General features: G+C 66.6%; 17 protein-coding genes and 2 tRNA genes. 12 read left to right on the top strand and 7 right to left on the bottom strand.

Going from position 1 to position 20,221, the window contains the following annotated elements; all coding sequences use genetic code 11:
- Positions 1–26 precede the first annotated feature (26 nt).
- Positions 27–635 (top strand): hypothetical protein, encoded by a 609-nt coding sequence (locus tag GR702_RS09745; protein ID WP_237449661.1) that lies wholly within the window; start codon positions 27–29, stop codon positions 633–635.
- A 42-nt stretch (positions 636–677) separates the two neighbouring features.
- Here the strand turns inward: GR702_RS09745 and GR702_RS09740 are convergent, their stop codons facing one another.
- Together GR702_RS09740 and GR702_RS09735 are read right to left on the bottom strand one after the other, a co-directional pair.
- Complete coding sequence (locus GR702_RS09740; RefSeq protein WP_160985702.1) at positions 678–1,373, bottom strand: glutamine amidotransferase; 696 nt, start codon at positions 1,371–1,373, stop codon at positions 678–680.
- A gap of 88 nt (positions 1,374–1,461) precedes the next feature.
- A complete protein-coding gene (locus GR702_RS09735; RefSeq protein WP_160985701.1) occupies positions 1,462–1,647 on the bottom strand; it encodes a hypothetical protein in 186 nt (61 codons plus the stop codon).
- Positions 1,648–1,923: 276 nt separating this feature from the next.
- Here GR702_RS09735 and GR702_RS09730 point away from each other — a divergent pair, with 276 nt between their 5' ends.
- The 5 genes from GR702_RS09730 (at position 1,924) to GR702_RS09710 (ending at position 10,123) form a co-directional block, all read left to right on the top strand.
- Positions 1,924–3,237 carry an amidohydrolase gene (locus GR702_RS09730; RefSeq protein WP_160985700.1) on the top strand — a complete coding sequence of 438 codons (1,314 nt, stop codon included), beginning with the start codon at positions 1,924–1,926 and terminating at the stop codon, positions 3,235–3,237.
- Between the two features lie 167 nt (positions 3,238–3,404).
- The gene (locus GR702_RS09725; RefSeq protein WP_160985699.1) at positions 3,405–4,790 is read left to right on the top strand and encodes a TIGR03013 family XrtA/PEP-CTERM system glycosyltransferase; all 1,386 of its coding nucleotides are present in this window, start codon (positions 3,405–3,407) and stop codon (positions 4,788–4,790) included.
- Complete coding sequence (prsK, locus tag GR702_RS09720; RefSeq protein WP_160985698.1) at positions 4,790–6,925, top strand: XrtA/PEP-CTERM system histidine kinase PrsK; 2,136 nt, start codon at positions 4,790–4,792, stop codon at positions 6,923–6,925. The genes GR702_RS09725 and prsK overlap by 1 nt, the downstream gene beginning before the upstream one ends.
- Complete coding sequence (gene prsR, locus GR702_RS09715) at positions 6,925–8,298, top strand: PEP-CTERM-box response regulator transcription factor (protein WP_160985697.1); 1,374 nt, start codon at positions 6,925–6,927, stop codon at positions 8,296–8,298. The genes prsK and prsR overlap by 1 nt, the downstream gene beginning before the upstream one ends.
- A gap of 157 nt (positions 8,299–8,455) precedes the next feature.
- Positions 8,456–10,123 carry a tetratricopeptide repeat protein gene (locus GR702_RS09710; protein WP_237449645.1) on the top strand — a complete coding sequence of 556 codons (1,668 nt, stop codon included), beginning with the start codon at positions 8,456–8,458 and terminating at the stop codon, positions 10,121–10,123.
- 139 nt (positions 10,124–10,262) lie between these two features.
- On the opposite strand, the gene panB is transcribed toward GR702_RS09710, so the two are convergent.
- On the bottom strand, positions 10,263–11,132 hold the full coding sequence (gene panB / locus GR702_RS09705; RefSeq protein ID WP_160985695.1) for a 3-methyl-2-oxobutanoate hydroxymethyltransferase: 870 nt from the start codon (positions 11,130–11,132) through the stop codon (positions 10,263–10,265).
- Between the two features lie 183 nt (positions 11,133–11,315).
- On the opposite strand from panB, the gene GR702_RS09700 reads away from it, so the two are divergent.
- Both GR702_RS09700 and GR702_RS09695 read left to right on the top strand, forming a co-directional pair.
- Positions 11,316–12,881 (top strand): amino acid permease, encoded by a 1,566-nt coding sequence (locus tag GR702_RS09700; RefSeq protein WP_160985694.1) that lies wholly within the window; start codon positions 11,316–11,318, stop codon positions 12,879–12,881.
- 159 nt (positions 12,882–13,040) lie between these two features.
- Positions 13,041–13,790, top strand: a complete 750-nt coding sequence (locus GR702_RS09695) for an extensin-like domain-containing protein (protein ID WP_337192566.1) — start codon at positions 13,041–13,043, stop codon at positions 13,788–13,790.
- 31 nt (positions 13,791–13,821) lie between these two features.
- On the opposite strand, the gene GR702_RS09690 is transcribed toward GR702_RS09695, so the two are convergent.
- From GR702_RS09690 to recJ, 3 genes are all read right to left on the bottom strand, one after another.
- Positions 13,822–13,897: transfer RNA gene (locus GR702_RS09690), tRNA-Glu, on the bottom strand.
- A 37-nt stretch (positions 13,898–13,934) separates the two neighbouring features.
- Positions 13,935–14,009 (bottom strand) — tRNA-Glu (locus GR702_RS09685).
- Between the two features lie 103 nt (positions 14,010–14,112).
- A complete protein-coding gene (gene recJ / locus GR702_RS09680) occupies positions 14,113–15,900 on the bottom strand; it encodes a single-stranded-DNA-specific exonuclease RecJ (protein WP_160985693.1) in 1,788 nt (595 codons plus the stop codon).
- 179 nt (positions 15,901–16,079) lie between these two features.
- Between recJ and GR702_RS09675 the strand changes: the two genes are divergently transcribed.
- Genes GR702_RS09675 through GR702_RS09665 form a run of 3 tightly spaced genes read left to right on the top strand, consistent with a single transcriptional unit; the run spans position 16,080 to position 17,898 of the window.
- Entirely contained in the window at positions 16,080–16,511 is a 432-nt protein-coding gene (locus tag GR702_RS09675) for a flavodoxin family protein (protein ID WP_160985859.1), read from the top strand.
- Positions 16,512–16,513: 2 nt separating this feature from the next.
- Positions 16,514–17,308, top strand: a complete 795-nt coding sequence (locus GR702_RS09670) for a hypothetical protein (protein ID WP_337192565.1) — start codon at positions 16,514–16,516, stop codon at positions 17,306–17,308.
- A complete protein-coding gene (locus GR702_RS09665) occupies positions 17,293–17,898 on the top strand; it encodes an AHH domain-containing protein (RefSeq protein WP_337192579.1) in 606 nt (201 codons plus the stop codon). The genes GR702_RS09670 and GR702_RS09665 overlap by 16 nt, the downstream gene beginning before the upstream one ends.
- On the opposite strand, the gene GR702_RS09660 is transcribed toward GR702_RS09665, so the two are convergent.
- Positions 17,853–18,803 (bottom strand): NAD(P)H-dependent flavin oxidoreductase, encoded by a 951-nt coding sequence (locus GR702_RS09660; RefSeq protein WP_160985692.1) that lies wholly within the window; start codon positions 18,801–18,803, stop codon positions 17,853–17,855. The two genes, GR702_RS09665 and GR702_RS09660, sit on opposite strands and share 46 nt — an antisense overlap.
- A 193-nt stretch (positions 18,804–18,996) precedes the next feature.
- On the opposite strand from GR702_RS09660, the gene GR702_RS09655 reads away from it, so the two are divergent.
- Positions 18,997–20,184, top strand: a complete 1,188-nt coding sequence (locus GR702_RS09655; protein WP_160985691.1) for an FAS1-like dehydratase domain-containing protein — start codon at positions 18,997–18,999, stop codon at positions 20,182–20,184.
- Positions 20,185–20,221: the final 37 nt, after the last annotated feature.

The following is a 20,221-nucleotide window of genomic DNA, read 5'->3' as shown; positions in this document are numbered from 1 at the left end:
CGTGCGGGAGAAGCATCTTGAACGACATGGGTCCACTCGCGATCGTCACTATCGTCCTCCTGCTTGTGGCCGTACTCGTCGGCGCGGCGATCACGTTCCGGCGCAATCGTCGCAGCGCGGGCCTCAAAGGCAGGTACCGAGCGGAATACTCCCGCACCGTCGCGCGCGCCGGCGACACTCACAAGGCGGAGCGGCAACTGCGCGAGCGCGAAAAGCAGGTCGCCGCCTTCGACATTCATCCACTGGTCCCGGCGCAGCGCCATGACTTCATCGATCACTGGCTGGACGTGCAGGCGCTCTTCGTCATCGATCCGGCAGGAGCGGTCGCACGCGCCGACGTCCTGCTGACCGATGTCATGCTGGCGCGCGGCTACCCGATGGCGCAGTTCGAGCAGCGCTATGAGTATCTCTCGGTCGATCACGGCGAGGTCGTCGCGCATTACCGCACGGCTCACGCCATCGCCGAGAGTCATGCCCGCGGCGAGGTACGAACCGAGGAACTGCGCCAGGCGATGATCCATTATCGCACGCTGTTCGACGATCTCGTCAACGAACCGGTCGACGATACGCCGGTGATCGCGCATCGCGACGGCCGGATCCACGACCTTCGCCGCGAGGCTATCCGCCGGGATTGAAGCAGCTGGAAGAGCGCTTCTCCGGCCCGGCTACTGTGCTCGCTAAAGGGCGGAGAGCCAGTCCGCGATCATCGCTCGTCCTGCGGCGACGGCGCCCGGGCCCAGCCGGTCGTGCGCCTCCCGAAGAGCTTGGGGGCAGCCTCCCGCCTCGCGGACGGCCTCGGGCCATTGCTCCATCCATGCCTCGAAGCGCGGGTCCTCTCCCATCTCCGCATGGAACTGGACGGCGAGAAGGTTCCTGCCGCGTCGAAATGCCTGATGGGCGTAAAGTGCACTGGACGCCAGCATCTCCACGCCTTCGGGGCGGGTGAAGGTATCGCCGTGCCAGTGGAGCACGGGCACGCCGCGCAAGTGACGCAGCGGTCCTTGCGCGGCATGGTCGTGGATCTCGACAGGATGGAAGCCGACTTCCTTGGCCGGTCCGGCGTAAACCTCGGCGCCAAGCGCCCCGGCAATCATCTGCGCCCCGAAGCATACCCCCAGCGTCGGACGGTCGGCCTCCAGCCTGAGGGCGAGGCGGCGGAGCTGACAGGCGATCCAGGGGTGGCGGTCCTGTTCGTAGACGCCCATCGGGCCGCCCATCATGATGAGCAGGTCCGGCTCGCGTAGGTCGAGGCTCGAGAACTGCGGGTCCGTCACGTCGATGCGCGAGACACGGTAGCCTGCATCTTCGATAGGCTTGCGATAGCCGGCGACCCCTTCGTGGGGAACGTGGCGGATGATGAGAGCGGTCTTCACGAATCCTGTCTGGCACAAACTGTCTGAACGGTGGAGTTCGAAGGCGCTGGCGGCAAAGCGTGCGCCTTCGAACCGGGCGGCGGCATGGTTACAGCCCGAGGCGGGACCAGAAGTCTCCTGCACTGCGGATCGCGGTGCTTCCATCGGCCGGGAGCGGCCCGAAGCCGGCGCGCCAGGATGGATGCGCAAGGCGCGTTCCCGGCGCGGAATGGGCGCGCAGGACTTTCGAGCGTGTCTGTGGAGCGGACCTGTCGGTGGGAAGGGTATCGAGCATTTCGTATCTCCATGACGGGAGGCACGAAGCCGGCGTTGTCGCCTGGGTTTCGTGCGCTTTAGCGGTTGGTGACGCGGAGCAAGCTGACAGCCATCAAATGCCGCGGAGCGAGAGGCGAACCCTTCGCTCGATAGACAATCTACGTACCGAGTAGAGAATGTCCACACAGGCGATACTATCCGGCGGGCGAGAAAAACTTCACCGTACGGAGAAAGGCCCGGCTCGCCTTGCAAGCATGCGATTGCCGGGCGCATTTCCTTCGCGTAGCCTGCGGACATGCGCCGCTTTCTCACCGCTCTCGCCCTCGTCTCGTTCCCGCTGCCGGTCCATGCGCAGGAGGTACGCTCGGTCATCGCCCGCGACATGCCGGGGCTGATGGAGATCTACCGCGACCTGCATGCAAATCCCGAACTCAGCTTTCAGGAAGTGCGCAGCGCCAGGATCATGGCCGAGGCCGCCCGCAAGGCCGGCTTTACGGTGACGGAGAAGGTGGGCCGCACCGGAGTGGTGGCCGTCCTGAAGAACGGGCAGGGGCCTACCGTCCTCATCCGGGCCGACATGGATGGCCTGCCGGTGACGGAGCAGACCGGGCTGCCGTTCGCATCCACCCGGCGCGGAACCTCGACGGCGGGCGTCGAAAGCGGGATCATGCACGCCTGCGGGCACGATACCCACATGACCGCGTGGATCGAGACCGCCCGGCTGATGGCCGCGCGAAAGGCCGAATGGTCGGGCACGCTGGTGATGATCGGACAGCCTGCGGAGGAACTGGGTCTTGGCGCCCGGGCGATGCTGGACGATGGGCTCTACACCCGTTTCCCCAAGCCCGACTACGCGCTCGCCTTCCATGACACGCCCGAACTGCCGGCGGGAACCGTGGGTGCGGCAAAGGGCTGGGCGCTCGCCAATGTAGACAGCGTCGATCTTCTCGTGCGGGGCACCGGGGGTCACGGTGCGTATCCGCACACCACTCGCGATCCGATCGTGCTGGCGAGTGCGATCGTGATGAAGCTGCAGACGCTGGTCAGCCGCGAGAACAACCCTCAGGACCCTGCCGTCGTGACCGTCGGCTCGTTTCACGCAGGCGCCAAGCACAACATCATCCCCGCCGAGGCGAAGCTGGAGCTTACCGTTCGCAGCTATTCGGACGAGACTCGCGCACGCCTGCTCGAAGGCATCGCCCGCATCGCGCGGGGCGAGGCGATCGCCGCGGACATCCCGGAGGACCGGATGCCGCAGGTCAGCGTCAAGGAACCCTATACCCGCGCGACCTGGAACACGCCCGACTTCACCGAAGAGGCGATTGCCGATCTCAAGGCGAAGATGGGATCGGACGGCGTGGTCTTCACGCCGGCGGTGATGGGCGGCGAGGACTTCGGCGAGTTTCGCCGTGCCGACGAGGATCGCGTGAAGTCGCTGATCCTCTGGGTCGGCGGTTCGGACCCGGCCAAGCTGGCGCAGGCGAAGGCGGGCGGCCCTTCGATGCCTTCGCTTCACAGCCCGTTCTGGGCACCGGTCGCGGACAAGGTCATAGGCTCCGCCGCCGAGGCCCTGACGCTGACCTCCCTGCGCCTGATGCCGCGCCACTGACTGTAAGCGTCCTGACTGTAAGCGGCGGCGACAGGCTGCCAGAGTGCGGGGCCGCCCAAAATTCCCGTGTCGTCCAGACAACTGTTAAGGTAACCGACGGTTTACGCTCTTGCCGTAAGCAGCGGCCAAGAGCCGGTTCCCGGCTGCGAAGGATGGCGTAAACGACGATGATTCGTCTGTTCAAGCACTACATTCCGCATGCCGTCATCCTGCTCTGGCTGGTGGACGTGGCGCTGCTTGCGCTGGCGAACGAGATCTCGTGGCGCCTGCGGGCCGACCAGATCGGCATCGACCCCGGCGCGCTCGGGCAAAGGCTCGGCGCGCATGCGGCCTTCGCCTTCGTCATCTCCCTCTCGATGATCTCGGTGGGCGTCTACGGCGCCGATGCGCTGCGATCGAACCGTTTCGCCGCGGCGCGGCTGCTGGTCGCCATATCGCTGGGCATCATCGCGCTGGCCTTCGTGGACTTCCTGGTGGGCGGGCAGAACTTCTGGCGCTCGACCCTGGCCTATTCCATGGCCTTTGCCATCGTCCTCCTGATCGCAAACCGGCTGCTGCTGGGTGCGTTTCTGGGCACCAACGCGTTTCGCCGGCGGGTTCTCGTGCTCGGCGCCGGTGCCCGGGCGCAGCGCCTGCGCACGCTGGGCGAACGCCCCGAAAGCGGTTTCGCGATCGTGGGCTATGTCGCCATGAGCGAAGCGACGCCCGTCGTTGAGGAAGCGATCTCGCGCGGGGCCATCAGCAATCTTACCCGCTATGTCGAGAACCTGGGCGTCAGCGAAGTCGTCCTCGCGCTCGAGGAGCGGCGCAACGCCTTGCCGCTGAAGGACCTTCTGCGCATCAAGACGGCCGGCGTCCACGTCAACGAGTTCTCCAGCTTCCTCGAGCGAGAGACCGGCCGCGTCGATCTCGACACGGTCAACCCCAGCTGGCTGATCTTTTCCGACGGGTTCTCGTCCGGCCGCGCGCTCTCGAGCGCCGCCAAGCGGCTGTTCGACATCGTGGTGGCGGCAACGCTGCTGCTCTTCATGGCGCCCGTGATCGCCCTGTTCGCCCTGCTGGTGAAGATCGACAGCCGTGGCCCGGCCTTCTACCGGCAGCCGCGCGTGGGCCTGTTCGGGCAGAACTTCGACGTCATCAAGCTGCGCTCCATGCGCACCGACGCCGAGGCCGCAGGGGCCCAGTGGGCCACCAAGGACGACCCGCGCGTCACCCGCGTCGGCAGGTTCATCCGCAAGGTCCGGATCGACGAGCTGCCCCAGGCCTGGACCGTTCTCAAGGGCGAGATGAGCTTCGTGGGCCCGCGTCCCGAACGTCCCGAGTTCGTGGCCGACCTTGAGGAGCAGCTGCGCTACTATGCGGAGCGGCACATGGTGAAGCCGGGGATCACCGGCTGGGCGCAGATCAACTACCCCTACGGTGCCTCGATCGAGGATGCCCGCCACAAGCTGGAGTACGACCTCTACTACGCCAAGAACTACACGCCGTTCCTCGATTTCCTGATCATCCTGCAGACGCTGCGCGTGGTGCTGTGGAGCGAGGGCGCGCGCTGATGGTGCTGGGCACGGCTGCGGTCTGGACCACCGTCGGGGTCGGTCTCGACCTGAGCGGAGCCATTGCGCTGGCAACCGTGGCCATGTGGCTTCTGCCGCGGCGCGAACGCTTCGGCACGGCGGGCGGCGCGGTGGTCATTGCCCTGTTCGTGACCGCGCTGTGGAGCCTTGCCGAAGCGGCCGCGACCGCCTCGGCCTCGGTCAGCTTCGCTCCATCGCTTGCGGAAAGTTCCCGCAACCTCGGCTGGCTCTTCGTCATCTACCGCCTGTTCGCCAGCGACGGCCGCCATGCGAGCCTTGCGCCGATCCGCCCCGTGATCGTTGCACTCGCCTTCGTCGAGGTCCTTCACCTTGGCGTGGACTACGTCCTGTCGCGCCTCACGATGGAAGGCGAGATCCTGCGGATCGCGTTCGAGTTCAACGTCATGTTCCGCCTGCTGGTCACCGTGGGCGGCCTTGTGCTGGTCCACAACCTCTACGCGGGCGCCCCTCGCGAGGCGCGGGCGGCGCTGCGCTGGCCTGCCGGAGGGCTGGCCGCGCTTTGGGCGTTCGACCTTAACCTTTACACCATCGCCTATCTCGCAGGGAACTGGCCGCACGAGATCGCGGCGCTTCGCGGCCTCTCGAGCGGGGCCTTGGCGGCCTGCGTAGCCATCGGCGCCTTCGGCAACCGCGACGACGTGCGCCTGCGCCCTTCGCGGGCGGTGACGTTCCAGACCTTCTCGCTGCTGGTGATCGGCGTCTACCTTGTCTCGATGGTCGCGGTGGCGCAGTGGCTTTCGTATGCCGGCGGCAATTTCGCGCGGCTTATCGAGCTGGTTTTCCTTACGCTCGCCACGGCCGGTGCGCTGGTGGTCCTGCCTTCGCGGCGCGTTCGCGGCTGGCTCAAGGTCACGCTGGCCAAGCACTTCTTCCAGCACCGCTATGACTACCGCGAGGAGTGGCTGCGCTTCACCCGCACGATCGGCAGCGGGGGCGACCAGTCCGCGCCGCTTGCCGAGCGGGTCGTCCAGTCCGTGGCCGACGTGTTCGACAGTCCCGCCGGCCTGCTGCTGACCCCTGGCGACCAGGGTGAGCTGACGCTCGCCGCCCGGTGGAACTGGCCCGAGATCGAAGTTCCCGCCGATGCTCTCGGCGCGCCCAGCCTGGCTCATTTCGAGCGCTCCGGCTACATCGCCGACCTCGACGACGTGCGGGCCGGCCGCTCCATCGGCCCCGGCATGGACCGCGAGGACGTGCCCGCCTGGCTGCTGGACCATCCGCGCGCCTGGGCGATGATCCCGCTGATCCACTACGAACGGCTGGTGGGGATGGTCGTGCTCGCCCGGCCGCAACTTGCCCGCAAGTTCGACTGGGAAGATTTCGATCTCCTGCGCGTCATCGGCCAGCAGGTTGCCAGCTACCTGGCCGAGAACTCCAGCCAGGAGGCGCTTGCCGAAAGCGCGCGCTTCGACGACTTCCACCGTCGCATCGCCTTCGTGATGCACGACATCAAGAACCTTGCCAGCCAGTTCAGCCTGCTGGCACGAAACGCCGAGCTTCACGCCGAAAAGCCAGCCTTTCGCGCAGACATGCTGGTGACGCTGCGCAATTCGTCGGACAAGCTCAACGCTCTGCTGCAGCGTCTCTCGCGCTATGGCACCGGCGCGGTGGAGAAGCTGGAGCAGGTGCCGGCGGGGCAAGTGCTGTCGGTCGTCATGGAGCGCTTCCGCGCGAGCCCGCAAGTGACCGTGGCGCAAAGCTGCGATCTTACGGTCATGGCCCATCGCCATTCGCTGGAGCAGGTGCTCATGCACCTCGTCCAGAACGCCATCGACGCGAGCCGCCCCGATGTGCCGGTCTTCCTCTCGCTCACGCGGGAGGGGGCAAGCGCGCGCTTCGACGTGCTGGATTCCGGCTGCGGCATGACCGCTGACTTCGTGCGCACGCGCCTGTTCAAGCCCTTCGTCTCGACCAAGTCCGGCGGCTTCGGCATCGGTGCGTTCGAGGCACGCGAACTGGTGCGCGCGATGCGCGGGCGGCTCGAGGTCGAATCGCGCGAAGGGTTCGGCTCGCGCTTCGTGGTGCGCCTGCCGCTCGCCGCCGCCCCGGCACTCAACGACACACCAGCCCGCCCCGACCAGAAGGTAGCGTGATGACCGAAACCGCCCGGAAACTGCCGAAGCTCCTGATCGTCGAGGACGATGCAGGGCTTCAGGCGCAGCTCAAGTGGGCCTACGAGGACTTCGAGGTTTTCGTGGCGGGGGACAGGGCCGGGGCTATCGCCCTCCTGCGTTCGGAAATGCCGGACGTGGTCACGCTCGACCTTGGCCTGCCTCCCGATCCCGACGGAACGACGGAAGGCTTCGCCGTGCTCGACGAGATCATGGCGCTCAAGCCCGATACCAAGGTCATCGTGGCATCCGGCCATGGCGCCCGGGAGAGCGCTCTGCAGGCGATCGCGCGCGGAGCCTACGACTTTTACCAGAAGCCTGTCGACATCGACACGCTCGGCCTCATCGTGCGGCGGGCGCTGCACCTGCACCGGCTGGAGGAGGAGAACCGGCGGCTCGCCGGCCGGGTCGAGAAAGACGAGCGGGTTCTCGGCCGGATGATAACGGCGGCCCCCGAGATGGTACGGGTCGCCCGCACGATCGAGCGCGTGGCGAATGCCAACGTCTCGGTCATGCTGCTTGGCGCGAGTGGCACCGGCAAGGAACTGCTGGCGCGCGGACTTCACGACGCCAGCGGCCGCGCCAAGCGCGAGTTCGTGGCGATCAACTGCGCCGCGATCCCCGAAAACCTTCTCGAAAGCGAGCTTTTCGGCCACGAGAAGGGCGCGTTCACGGGCGCCATCAAGACGACGCCGGGCAAGATCGAGCAGGCGGCGGGCGGCACGCTGTTCCTCGACGAAGTGGGAGACATCCCTCTCCAGCTGCAGGTCAAGCTGCTGCGCTTCCTGCAGGAGCGGGTGATCGAACGCGTGGGCAGCCGGGAGTCCATCCCTGTGGACACCCGGATCGTTTGCGCGACGCACCAGGACCTCGAGGCGATGATCGCCGACGGGCGTTTCCGCGAAGACCTGTACTACCGCCTCGCCGAGATCGTCGTGCGCATTCCCGCGCTTGCCGAGCGCCCGGGTGACCCCACGCTTCTCGCCAAGGCATTCCTCACCCGCTACGCCAAGGAGATGAACCCGCGCGTGCGGGGCTTTGCCGCCGATGCGCTCGCCGCGATCGATGCTTGGGGATGGCCGGGCAACGTGCGCGAACTGGAAAACCGCGTGAAGCGGGCGGTCATCATGGCCGACGAGAAGGTGGTGAGCGCCGCCGACCTCGACCTGGCCGACCCTGACGAGCAGACGGTCAACGCTCTCAACCTCAAGACCGCGCGCGAGCAGGCCGACCGTCGGGTCATCAGGCACGCGCTGGCGCGCAGCGAAGGCAACATCTCCAACACTGCAAGGATGCTCGGGATCAGTCGCCCGACGCTGTATGACCTCCTCAAGCAGTACGACCTGCAGTCCTGATCCGGCCCGGTCGCGGGAAGGGCGCGAGAGGGGGGAGGGAAGCAGGACGGCTTGGCTGCTGGCCTGCGCGCTCGTGCCGGTCCTGTGTCTTGCCGCGCTGTTCTCCGCGCTGGGGGCTCAGTCGGCACATGGGGAAAGCGCGCGTCCGGATGCGTTGATGGATCAGGCGCGCGGCGCTCTCGCGCGCGGCGACGGCATCGATGCGGAGGTGAAGCTGAGGGCCGCGCTCAATGCCGGAGTGCCGGTGACCGATGTCAACGCGCTCATGGGCAGGGCACTCATGATCCAGCACCGGCGCGACCGCGCGCGGCCATGGCTGCAGACCGGCCGGTTCTCGCCCGCGACGGCGGCGATGGGGTGGCGCACGCTGGCCTCGCTGGAGCGGCAGGACGGCAACCTTGCCGCGTCCGGCCGGGCCTATGACCGGGCGCTGGCGATCATCCCCCGCGATGCGGCGCTCTGGGTGGAGATCGGGCGGCTGCGCTATGCAGGCGGCGAGCACGTTCTGGCAATCGAGGCGGCCGAGCATGCCCTGGCGCTCAACCCGGCAAGCGTACGGGCGCTGGAGTTCCGTGGCCAGCTGGTGCGCGACCGGTATGGTCTGCTTGCGGCGCTGCCCTGGTTCGAGCGCGCGATCGTCAACGATCCTGCGGACGTGCCGGTGCTGCTGGAATATGCCGCGACCCTGGGCGAACTCGGCCGTGCGAGCGAATGCGTGACGGTGACGCGCCGGGTCCTGCAGCTCAGCCCAGCGAACCCGAAGGCGTACTACCTGCAGGCGGTGCTCGCCGCGCGTGCCGGGAACCACGCGCTTGCGCGCAGCCTGCTGGAGCGCACCCGTGGCAAGCTCGACGCGTTGCCTGGCGTGCAGATGGTGCGCGGCGTGGTGGAACTGGCCGCGCGCAATCCTTCGGCTGCCGCCGAAGCTTTCGAGGCGGTGCTGCGGCTGCGGCCTGAAAACGAAACCGCGCGCGAACTGCTGGCGCGCGCCATCCTGATGGCGGGGCAGTATCGCTACGCCACGCTGCGCTTTGCGCCAGAGATCGCCGCCGGACAGGCGTCGCCGGGCCTGCTGCTATCCGTGGCAAGGGGCTGGGAACTGCTCGGAGACCGCCAGCGCGCGGGCGAACTGCTCGACCGCGCGGCCCGCCCCCCGGAGCCTTCGCTCTGGGCGCTCGGCCGGTCGAGGCCTGTTGGCCGAATGCTGGAGCAGGGGCAGTCGGAAGTCGAGGCGGCGCCAGTGACGTCGGCAGAGGCGAGGCGTTCCAACCTTGGATCTTATGACGCACAGGCGCTTGCCGGCGATGTCCAGCTGGCGATGGGCCATCCCGTCGAGGCCCAGGAGCACTATGTCCTCGCCTCCCGAATCCGCTTGTCGGAAAGCCTGTTCGAGCGGCGGCTCGCGGCTTTCGCCATGGCCCGCGACGCAAAAGGGGCACGCGAACTCGTCGAGGGCTATCTGCGGCAGAACCCGACCAGCCGACCCGCCTTGCGCGCAGCCGCCGGGCTGGCGCTCCAAGACGGTGATCCTGTGCGCGCACGCACCATCCTGCGCTGGCTGCGCGACAACGGACAAGACCGCGACGTGGCGCTTCTCTCCGACCTTGCGATCCTCGAAGCGCATGGCGGCGACAGTGCCAGGGCGGTCGATGCCGCCCGCGCTGCCTACCGTCTGCAGCGCTCCAGTCCTGTGGCGACGCAGGCGCTCGCCATCGGCTATGCCGCATCGGGCGGGCACCTGGCGCAGGAACGGGCGCTTCTGGAGAAGGTACGGGCGATCAAGGCGCGGATGCCGCTTCCCCCGATGCCGCGCGAGACCCGTTGAGCGCCCGTTTCCTACATCCACCCGCCACGTTACGTTCGCGCAGGTTCTTTTCGGCCGACCGCCCCCTGTCTTCCGTATTGCTATAAGGAACGTCTCCAGCGCCTGTGTTTCATCAACAAGCCCCGTCGTCCCACCCCGGCTACTTGGGCTGGTAGGTCTGTTCCACGCCTGGGAAGCTGCGATCGCGGACCTGGGCAGCATACTGCCCGGCCGCTTCGGAAACCACGGTCGCCATATCGGCGTAGCGCTTCACGAAGCGGGGAACGCGCTCGAACATGCCGAGCATGTCCTCGGTGACGAGGACCTGCCCGTCGCACTGGGCCGAGCCGCCGATGCCGATGCTGGGGCAGGCGATCGCCTGCGTCGCGGCGATGGCGATGGGCTCGACCACGCCTTCGATCACGATCGAGAAGGCACCCGCCTTGTCGAGCGCGACGGCATCGGACACGATCTTCTGCGCCTCGGCATCGCTGCGGCCCCGCGCGTTGTAGCCGCCCAGCACGTTCACTGCCTGCGGAGTAAGGCCGATGTGGCCCATCACCGGGATGCCGCGCTCGGCAAGGAATGCGACGGTTTCGGCCATGGCGGCTCCGCCTTCCAGCTTCACGGCGGCGCAGCCGGTTTCCTTAAGCAGGCGCGCGGCATTCGCGAAGGCCTGCTGGGGCGACTGCTCGTACGTGCCGAAAGGCATGTCGACCACCACCGCGGCGTGATAGCTGCCGCGAACGACGGCGGCGCCGTGCGCGATCATCATCTCGAGCGTGACGGGCACGCTGGAGGGAAGCCCGTAGATGACTTGGCCCAGGCTGTCGCCCACCAGCAGCAGGTCGCAGTGCGCGTCGAGCAACTGCGCCTGACGCGCCGTGTAGGCCGTGAGCATGACGATCGGCTCAGCGGTGACGCCATCCTGCTTGCGCCGCCGGATGGCGGGAATCGTCAGACGCTTCATGGGAGCGGGCGTCGGATTGGCGCGGCTGGTCGCGGTGTCGAGCTGGAAGGTCGTGGACATGCCGGGCCTTCTAGCGCCGTGGACGGCGCCAGACAATTCTCGTCTCCCGCTCACATGCCAACCCGCGACTTTCTTATCACAGAGCGGCAATTTTATTACGAACCTGGGGAATCCGGTGCACAGAGCTCTTGCCAAGCGCTTGTCTGTCGTTAGCGTCCGTCCATTCGCAATTCGGGGGTCCAAATGTTCGGACGCGTAAAGCCGCTGGATGCCATTCTGGCGACGGCGGAAAAGAAATCTCTTCACCGATCTCTGGGGCCCGTGCAGCTGACTCTCCTGGGCGTCGGGGCCATCATCGGCACCGGCATCTTCGTGCTGACCGCTGCGGCGGCGCAGAAGGCGGGCCCGGGCATGATGTGGAGCTTCGTCATCGCCGGCTTCGTCTGCGCCGTGGCGGCCCTGTGCTACTCGGAACTGGCGTCGATGGTGCCGGTATCCGGTTCTGCCTATACCTATTCATACGCCGTGGTGGGCGAACTGCTCGCCTGGATGGTCGGCTGGGCGCTGATCCTCGAGTATGCCGTTGCCGCATCGGCGGTGTCGGTCGGTTGGTCCGGCTACTTCATGGGCCTTCTGAAAAGTCTGACGGGGTTCGAATTACCACAGGCGCTGGCCGCAGGCCCGACCTGGTCGCTGAGCGGCGTGGATTTCTCGAGCGGGATCATCAACGTGCCCGCCGTCGTCGTGGCGCTCGCGGTAACCCTGCTGCTGATGCGCGGCACCAAGGAAAGCGCCACGTTCAACGCCATTCTGGTGGCGATCAAGGTCGCGGCGCTCACGATGTTCATCGCGCTCGCCCTGCCTGCAATGGACGGCGAGCATTTCGCGCCATTCGCTCCCAACGGCTGGTTCGGCCCGGCCGGATCGAGCGGCATGGGCATCGTCGGCGCGGCATCCTCGATCTTCTTCGCCTACGTGGGCTTCGACGCCGTTTCGACCGCAGCGGAGGAAACACGGAACCCGCAGCGCAACGTGCCCATCGGGCTCATCGGCAGCCTTGCCCTGTGCACCGTGTTCTACCTTCTGGTGGCAGGCGGCGCGATCGGTGCGATCGGCGCGCAGCCGACGGCGCTGGGCGTGCAGCCCGGCTCGGCGGAGTTCACCGCGCAGTGCGCCGCGCTCGCAGCCAAGGGCGAAACCCCGCTCGTCTGTTCGAACGAGGCGCTCGCCCACGTCCTTCGCTCGATCAACTACACACGGGCGGGAGATCTCATCGGCCTGGCCGCCAATCTCGCGCTGCCTTCGGTCATCCTGATGATGCTTTACGGCCAGACGCGCATCTTCTTCGTGATGGCCCGTGACGGCCTCTTGCCCGAGAAGCTGGCGACTATCCATCCCAAGTGGAAGACTCCGCACGTCGTTACTTTGATGACGGGCGTGTTTGTGGCGATCGCCGCCGCGCTGCTGCCGGTGGGCCAGCTCGCCGACATCTCGAACTCGGGAACGCTGTTCGCGTTCTTCATGGTCTCGGTGGCGGTGATGATCCTGCGTCTGCGCGATCCGCAGCGGGTCCGTCCGTTCCGCACGCCGCTCGTCTGGATCGTGGCGCCGATCGCGGCGCTTGGCTGCGTTATCCTGTTCTTCAACCTGCCCATGGAAGCCATGCTGGTGCTGCCCATCTGGGGCGCCATCGGGCTCGTGTTCTACTTCGCCTATGGATACCGCCAGAGCCATGTTGGACGGGGCCTCGTCGAAGTCCACGAAGAGGACCCGGACGCGCCGCCGCAGCCGGTGCCACCGATCAACTGACCCTACTCCGTTCCGGAAAATGCAAAGGGGAGCGCTTCGCGGCGCTCCCCTTTTTCACGTGCTGTCCCCAAGCCCTCCCGGGCTTATCCACAGACCTGTGCACTCCCGGACCAAGCTTAGAGGTGCCTTGATCCGCCGCGCGCAACGAAGAAAGGGGCCGTGGCTTACCCTTCTATGGTTTTCTCCGCGTTTGATCGCCTTGGCCTCACGTTGCTGATCCTGGCGTGCCTGTTCGTGTCCGCGAGGGCATGGCTTCGCGATCATCCCCAGCACGATCCCTGGACACCGCTGGCGCTCGACGACCCGCCCGGATGGACAACATCGCGCAAGCTGGCGGATCTTCGCGCGAATGCGGCCGAGTGCCGCGCCTTTCTGGATCGCAGCGGCATCTCCGCGACTGCGCTGACGCCGACTGGGGCAGGGGCTTGCAGGCGCGAGGATCGCAAGGTTCTGGCCTCTCCTGCCCGCCTCGATGTTTCCCTGCGTCCTGAAGGCGCTCAGGGGACTTGCGGGATCGATGCTGCCCTTGGATGGTGGCTGCGCCACGGCGTGCAACCTGCCGCACAGGCGGCGCTCGGATCGCCTGTCATCGCCGTGGAGCATCTGGGGACCGCCAACTGCCGCAGGATCGGCGGGGGTGACGATGGCAACTGGAGTGAGCACGCGACCGGCAATGCCATCGACATCGCGGGCTTCGTGCTGGAGGACGGCAGGCGGATCAGCGTGAGGCGCGACTGGGCCGGTGAAAGTGGCGAGGCGCAGGACGCGTCGGCGTTCCTGCACATGGTGCGCGACAGTGCCTGCACCGCCTTCGCCACGGTGCTCTCACCCGACTACAACGCCGCCCATGCCGATCACCTGCACCTGGATCAGGCCAGACGCACAGGAGGGTGGACGGCATGCCGCTGATCGACAAAGATCGATTGGTGGATGAAGGAAATGGTGACCCCTACGGGACTCGAACCCGTGTTTTCGCCGTGAGAGGGCGACGTCCTAGACCGCTAGACGAAGGGGCCAGAAGGCCATTTCAGATGTGCCTCACCAACCATTCGGTGGTGACCCCTACGGGAATCGAACCCGTGTTTCAGCCGTGAAAGGGCCGCGTCCTAACCGCTAGACGAAGGGGCCGTACCGGGTTGCGCCGGAGGCAGGACCGGCCCTCTAGCGGTGGTCCGCAGGGGGGTCAACCCCTCGAACGAGAAAAAATGAAAATCCTTTTTCACTCGAAGATTCAATCGCAGAAAGCGGCATCGTCCAGGTGCAGTTCCGCCTGCGGGCGGCTGCCCCAGTCATCGATGCGAGCGCGTCCTGCAAGCCACAGGCGGCGGCCCTGGCTGGCGTGGAGCAGGGCTTGGCCCATCTCCGTCTCGGCCGACCGGAACGCCATGGCCTTGAAGCGGCCGCCATCGGGTCCGCTGACGATCAGGCGCAGGTGATCCGCTCCCACGACATCTGCCTTCACGATCCTTACAGGCCCGACAGCGACGCGGGGGCCCGGCCAGCCCATTCCATAAGGTCCGGCGCTTTCCAGCGTCTCGACAAGGCCGGGCGTCAGCCCTCCGGGAGAAAGCGCCAGGTCGAGTTGCATAGACTGGCTCGCACTGGCGCGCGTGACGTCCGCAGCGAGATGCGAATCCAGCCAGTCCGAAAGCGCGTCCAGCTTGCCCGGTGCGATCGTCAGGCCAGCCGCCATGGCATGACCGCCGCCCGCCACCAGAAGCCCGTTCTCGCGCGCCGCGATGATCGCCGCGCCCAGGTCGACGCCGGAGATCGACCGCCCGGAGCCCTTGCCATGGCCCGCATCGTCGGCATCCAGCGCAATGACGAGAGTGGGCTTCCCGGTCTTTTCCTTGAGGCGACCGGCGACGATGCCGATTACGCCCGGGTGCCACCCGGCTCCCGCCGCCACGATCACGGAGCGGTTGTGCTGCCGTTCGATCTGCGCTTCCGCCATCTCCTGCACGGCCTGCTCGATCGCACGCCGCTCGTCGTTGAGGCGCGAAAGCTGGGCGGCGATCTCCCGCGCCTCGTCGGCGTCGGTGGTGGTGAGGAGGCGCACGCCCAGCGTCGATTCGCCCACGCGTCCGCCAGCGTTGATCCGGGGGCCAAGAGCAAAGCCGAGGTCGCTGCAGGTGGGCGCACGGCCAAGGCGGCTTGCGTCGATCAGGGCCGACATGCCGATGTTCTCACGCCGAGCCATGACCTTCAGCCCCTGCGCCACCAGGGCACGGTTGAGGCCGTGCAGCGCTGCGACATCGGCCACTGTGCCAAGTGCCACGAGGTCGAGAAGGGCGAACAGGTCTGGCTCGCGCCGGGTTTCGAAATAGCCGCGCCGGCGCAAGGTCCGCACGGTCGCCACCGCCAGCAGGAAGGCAACGCCCACCGCCGCCAGATGGCCGTGGCCTGCGGCGATGACGTCCTCGTCAAGGCGGTTCGGGTTGACCAGCGCGGCCGCGCGCGGAAGTTCGGGCGAGCACTTGTGGTGGTCCACCACGATGACGTCCACGCCCGCCTGGTGCGCCATGTCCAGCGCCTCGTGGGCCATTGCGCCGCAATCGACGGTGACGATCAGGCTGGAGCCTTCACCGGCGATCCTGACGAGCGCCTCACCCGATGGGCCGTAGCCTTCGAGCAGGCGGTCGGGGATGTAGTAGCGGGCATCATGGCCGAGCGCGCGAACCAGCAGGATCAGCAGGGCCGCGCTGGTGGCGCCATCCACGTCGTAGTCGCCGTAGACGGTGATCGTCTCGTCGGTCATGATGGCCTGCGCGAGCCGGTCTGCCGCGACGTCCATGTCCCGGAAGGCGGAGGGATCGGGAAGGAAGGCCCGCAGGCTCGGGTTACGGTGGCGTTCCAGATCGTCGCGACGAACGCCGCGCGAGAGGAGCAACTGGGTGATGATGTCGTCTTCAAGGCCGCCCGGACCATCGCTGAGGTCCATGTTGCCACCGCGCCAGCGCCAGGCCTTGCCGGTGAGCGAGCGATCGATCCCGAAGACGTTTGCGGATCGTGATTCCATAATTCAAGCTCGATACCCGAGGCGTACTGCGACGGAAAGGGCTGTCTCCCGTACGAGCCCGAGCACGGCAGGCGCGCTGGCGCTCATCGGAGATCGTGGTGGAGGTCAGGTTCTTGCTTGAGGAGAAGGGTGTCTCGCTGGCAGTCCTGTGGCACAGCCGCACAGGCGCGGCCCGGGCCATGGCAGAGGCGGTCCATGCCGGCGCCGGCGAGCGCCGCGCACGCCTCATCCGCGCGGCCTATGCGCTTCCGCCCGATCTGCTCGCGGCGCAAGGGTATGTCTTCGTGTGCCCGGAAAACCTCGGCACGATGACGGGCATGATGAAGGAGATGTTCGACCTGTTGTATTATCCGCTTCTCGGGCGCCTTGAAGGACGCCCATATGCAACGGCGATCGCCGCGGGATCAGATGGCCGGGGAGCGCAGGCGCAAATCGATCGCATCGCAGCAGGCTGGCGGCTGAGGCGCGTGGCGGAGCCGCTGATCGTGAACACCGGCGCACAGACGGCCGAGGCCATCCTTGGCGAAAAGCATGTCCCGGCGCCTCAAATTCTGGCATGCAGGGATCTGGGTGCGACCTTTGCGGAAGGTCTGGAGCTGGGGGTATTCTGAGCGTGGACCAAGAACCCGGCGCTGCCGGCCAGCACGACGATGTGCATGTAGGAAGCGGCACGAGTTCGGGTGCTTGTCTCTCGCTGCTGTTCCGCAAAGGGGAGCGGCCGGAAGCCGAGGCGATTGCCCGCACGGTCGAAACCGCGCGCGAGGGCGGCCTCGTCGCCAGCGTGAGCTATCGACCCGATCCGGCCGCCGGATGGCTTGAACTCCTCGCCAGCGGACTGACCTTCGATCTCGCGGGCCTGTCTCCGCTCGGGCCCGCTCCTGCGGTGGAGGTTTACCAGGCGTTCGGGTTCGACCGGCCCTGTGCCGTGGCGGAGCTGGAGGCGGTGCAACTCGTTCCCTCGGGGCACATCCTGTCCGGAGCGGGGCTGCTGCCGGTCATGCGTACCATGATGGGCCTGGCCGCGAACCTGGTGCTGCACCTGCCGGTGGCGGCAGTTCACTGGGGTGCGGCACAGACGCTGATGGAGCCGCGCTACTTCTCGCGCCTGATGCTGAACTGGCTTGCGGGCGGGGCCTTTCCTTCGCTGGGGCTGACGGCATTCTCCCGGGCGCCGGACGGAAGCATCGGCACGCGCGGACTTGCCCACTTCACAGGCCAGGAGATGCAGCTGGAGGCGAGCCTGCACGAGAGCGACAGCGATACCGCCAGGCTGGCCGTGCGGGTGATCGACCATCTGGTGCGACATGGCGGCATCGCGCAGGCGCAGACGATCGGGCAGTGGTCCGACGCGCTGCTTCTCGAGCCTTCAAAGGTAGGCAAGCTGGTGCTGGTCTGGCGCGGCGGCTGAGTGCTGCGGAGGAACGGCAGGCGCGCAGCAGGCTGCCGTTTCGCGCAGTCAACCGCAATGGTCTGCCCGGGTATGATCCGGGGTTGCAGCGGCACCATGTCCTGCCGCGCCAGTTGCTGGGCCATACCGCCTTCGCACGCATGTTCTCGAGCCTCGGGCGCGAGCGCACCCGGTTCGAGGACTTCCGCGAGAACGGCCTGCTGCTGCCATGCGACGAGGCGGCGGCCTTGCGCATGGCGCTGCCGCTCCATCGCGGGCCGCACCCGCTCTACACCAAGCTCGTCATGGAGCGCGTGGGTCAGATCGAGGCGGCCTGGGCGCGGGCACGCCGCCATGACGCCGGCGCTGCGGCAGTAGCCGCGCACATGCGGCTCGACCTGCTGCAGCGTGCCCTGAAGCGGTATCTTCTTGCAGCGGAGCGACGGAACATGCGGCTCAACCGCAACGATCCGTTCCTTGCGCCGGCAAGCTTCGCCGCGCTTGACGAAGTGGCGGACGGTCTGTGGAGCGCCACGGCTCCTGCTGGGCCCATGCCGCCCTCGCTTCAGCCCATGCCGGTGCGGCGCAGCAGTTCGTTCCTGGCTGACTGATACTGCGCCAGCAGCGTTGCCACGCGGCTTTCGACCGGTTCGACCGTCTCGATCGCGCCGATACCTTGTCCGGCTCCCCAGATGTCTTTCCAGGCTTTCGCGTCCATGTTCCCGCCCGAGCCGAAGTTCATCTGGCTCTTGTCGCCTTCCGGAAGGCTGTCGGGGTCCATGCCGGCCGCAATGATCGATGCGCGCAGGTAATTGCCGTGGATTCCGGTGAAGAGACTGGAATTGACGATGTCGGCCGCGCGACTCTCCACGATCGCCTGCTTGTAGGCCTCGACGGCGTTCGCCTCTGCGGTCGCGATCCAGGGAGTGCCGATATAGGCGAAATCGGCGCCCATGGCCTGCGCCGCCAGGATCGAGCGACCGCTCGCGATGGCGCCCGAAAGCGCGACCGGGCCATCGAACCAACTCCGGACTTCCTGCATGAGCGCGAAGGGGGATTGTTGGCCGGCATGACCTCCTGCTCCCGCCGCGACGGCGATCAGCCCGTCCGCTCCCTTGTCGACAGCCTTGCGGGCGAATGCATCGTCGATGACGTCGTGCAACACGATGCCGCCCCAGGAATGGACAGCGTCGTTCACCTCGGTGTTTGCGCCCAGTGAGGTGATGACCAGCGGGACTTTCCATTTCTCCAGAATGGCGAGGTCCTCTTCCAGCCTCGCGTTGGTGCGGTGGACGATCATGTTGACTGCGAAGGGTGCGCCGCAGCCGCGGGTCTCCTCGGTGATTCGGGCGAGCCATTCGTCCAGCTGGCTGGCAGGCCGGGCGTTGAGCGCCGGAAAGCTGCCCACGATCCCGGCGCGCACCTGCGCGATCACCAGTTCCGGGTTCGAGACGATGAACATCGGTGCTGCGATCACCGGCAGTCGCAGCGAGGAGAATAGCGTGGGGAGTGGCATCACGGCTCCATTTAATCGTACGATTAAAGGCTCGCATAGTCTTCCGAAGCAAGGCTGTCGAGCAGGGGAGCATAGCGCTGGAGCGTTGATGTTATCGAGTACGGCGATTGAACGTGACGTCTCGACTTCCCCTTAATAGACATCACTGTCGATTAAATAGGGCGGTAGCGTCCTTCGGGAAGAGGATCAATCCATGTCACAAGCGGCCCCCGATCAGGCGGTGGAATCGTTCGATTGTTCGGACATCGATCAATATCTGGGCAACGTGATCGACTCATCGCCTTTGCGTGAGCCGTTGGGGAACAACGACATCCGCCGCTGGGTGCAAGCGATGCACTATCCCAATCTCGCGCATTTCGATCCTGCCTACGCCGCAGCCGGGCGCTGGGGTAAGCTGGTGGCGCCGCAGAGCTTTCCGATCGTGATGGATGACGGCCATGGCACCGCGCCCTCATGCGTCGGCAGGATCGAGAATTCGCACCTGCTCTTCGGCGGGGACGAGTTCTGGCACTATGGGCCGCGCATTTTCGGCGGCGACACGGTGACGAACGAGCGCGTGCCTTTCGATTACGTCGTCAAGCAGACCGGTTTCGGCCCTACCTGCTTCCAGCGCGGAGACAACTACTACCGTAACCAGAACGGGGAACTCATCGCCAAACAGCGCTCGACCGCGATCCGGTATCGCGCATCGGCGGGCGGCGACACCGTGAACACCGCCGAGTTCGAGGAGCCGGAATGGACCGATGCAGAGCTGGAGCGCCTGGAGGAACGCAAGTTCACCTGGATTCAGATGCTTCACGATCTCGGCCATGGCGAGCGCTGGTGGGACGATGTGACTGTGGGAGACCAACTGCCGGAGCGGGTCTTCGGGCCGCACACCGTAGCGAGTTTCACCACCGAGTGGCGCTCGTTCCTGTTCACGACCTGGGGAACGCTGGACCGGCGCGAGCTGGACCTTGAAGCGCTGGGCTTCACAAGGGAAATGGCAGGCCACGAGAACGATCCCCATATGGAGCGTATCAACCCCGAGCTGACGGATGGGGCTTACTTCGGGCCGTCTCGCGGGCATCTGTTCCCCCGCTACGCCCGCAAGATCGGCATGCCGCGCGCCTATGGGTACGGGGCATCGATGGGTGCCTGGGTGACGGACTATCTAGCGGGCTGGGCAGGCGAGTGGGGGATGGTCGTGCATTCCACCGCAAACTACCGCGGCCCGGCGCTTTCAGGTGACGTCACCATTCAGTCCGCGGAAGTGGTCGACAAGATGGTCGACGCTGGTGGCCGCCATCTCGTTCAAGTCAAGCATCTAATGGAGAACCAGAAGGGTGTTAAGATGTGCCTTGGCGTGGCGGAAGTCGAACTGCCCAAAAAGCCGGCCTGATGACACGGTAGAAAGCGCGAGGGAGGCTCTGTAGGGC

The sequence above is a fragment of the Novosphingobium silvae genome (assembly GCF_009856825.1).
GTDB lineage: Bacteria > Pseudomonadota > Alphaproteobacteria > Sphingomonadales > Sphingomonadaceae > Novosphingobium > Novosphingobium silvae.
The sequence above is the reverse complement of the archived record's forward strand: the minus strand, read 5'-3'. Positions and strand labels throughout refer to the sequence as shown.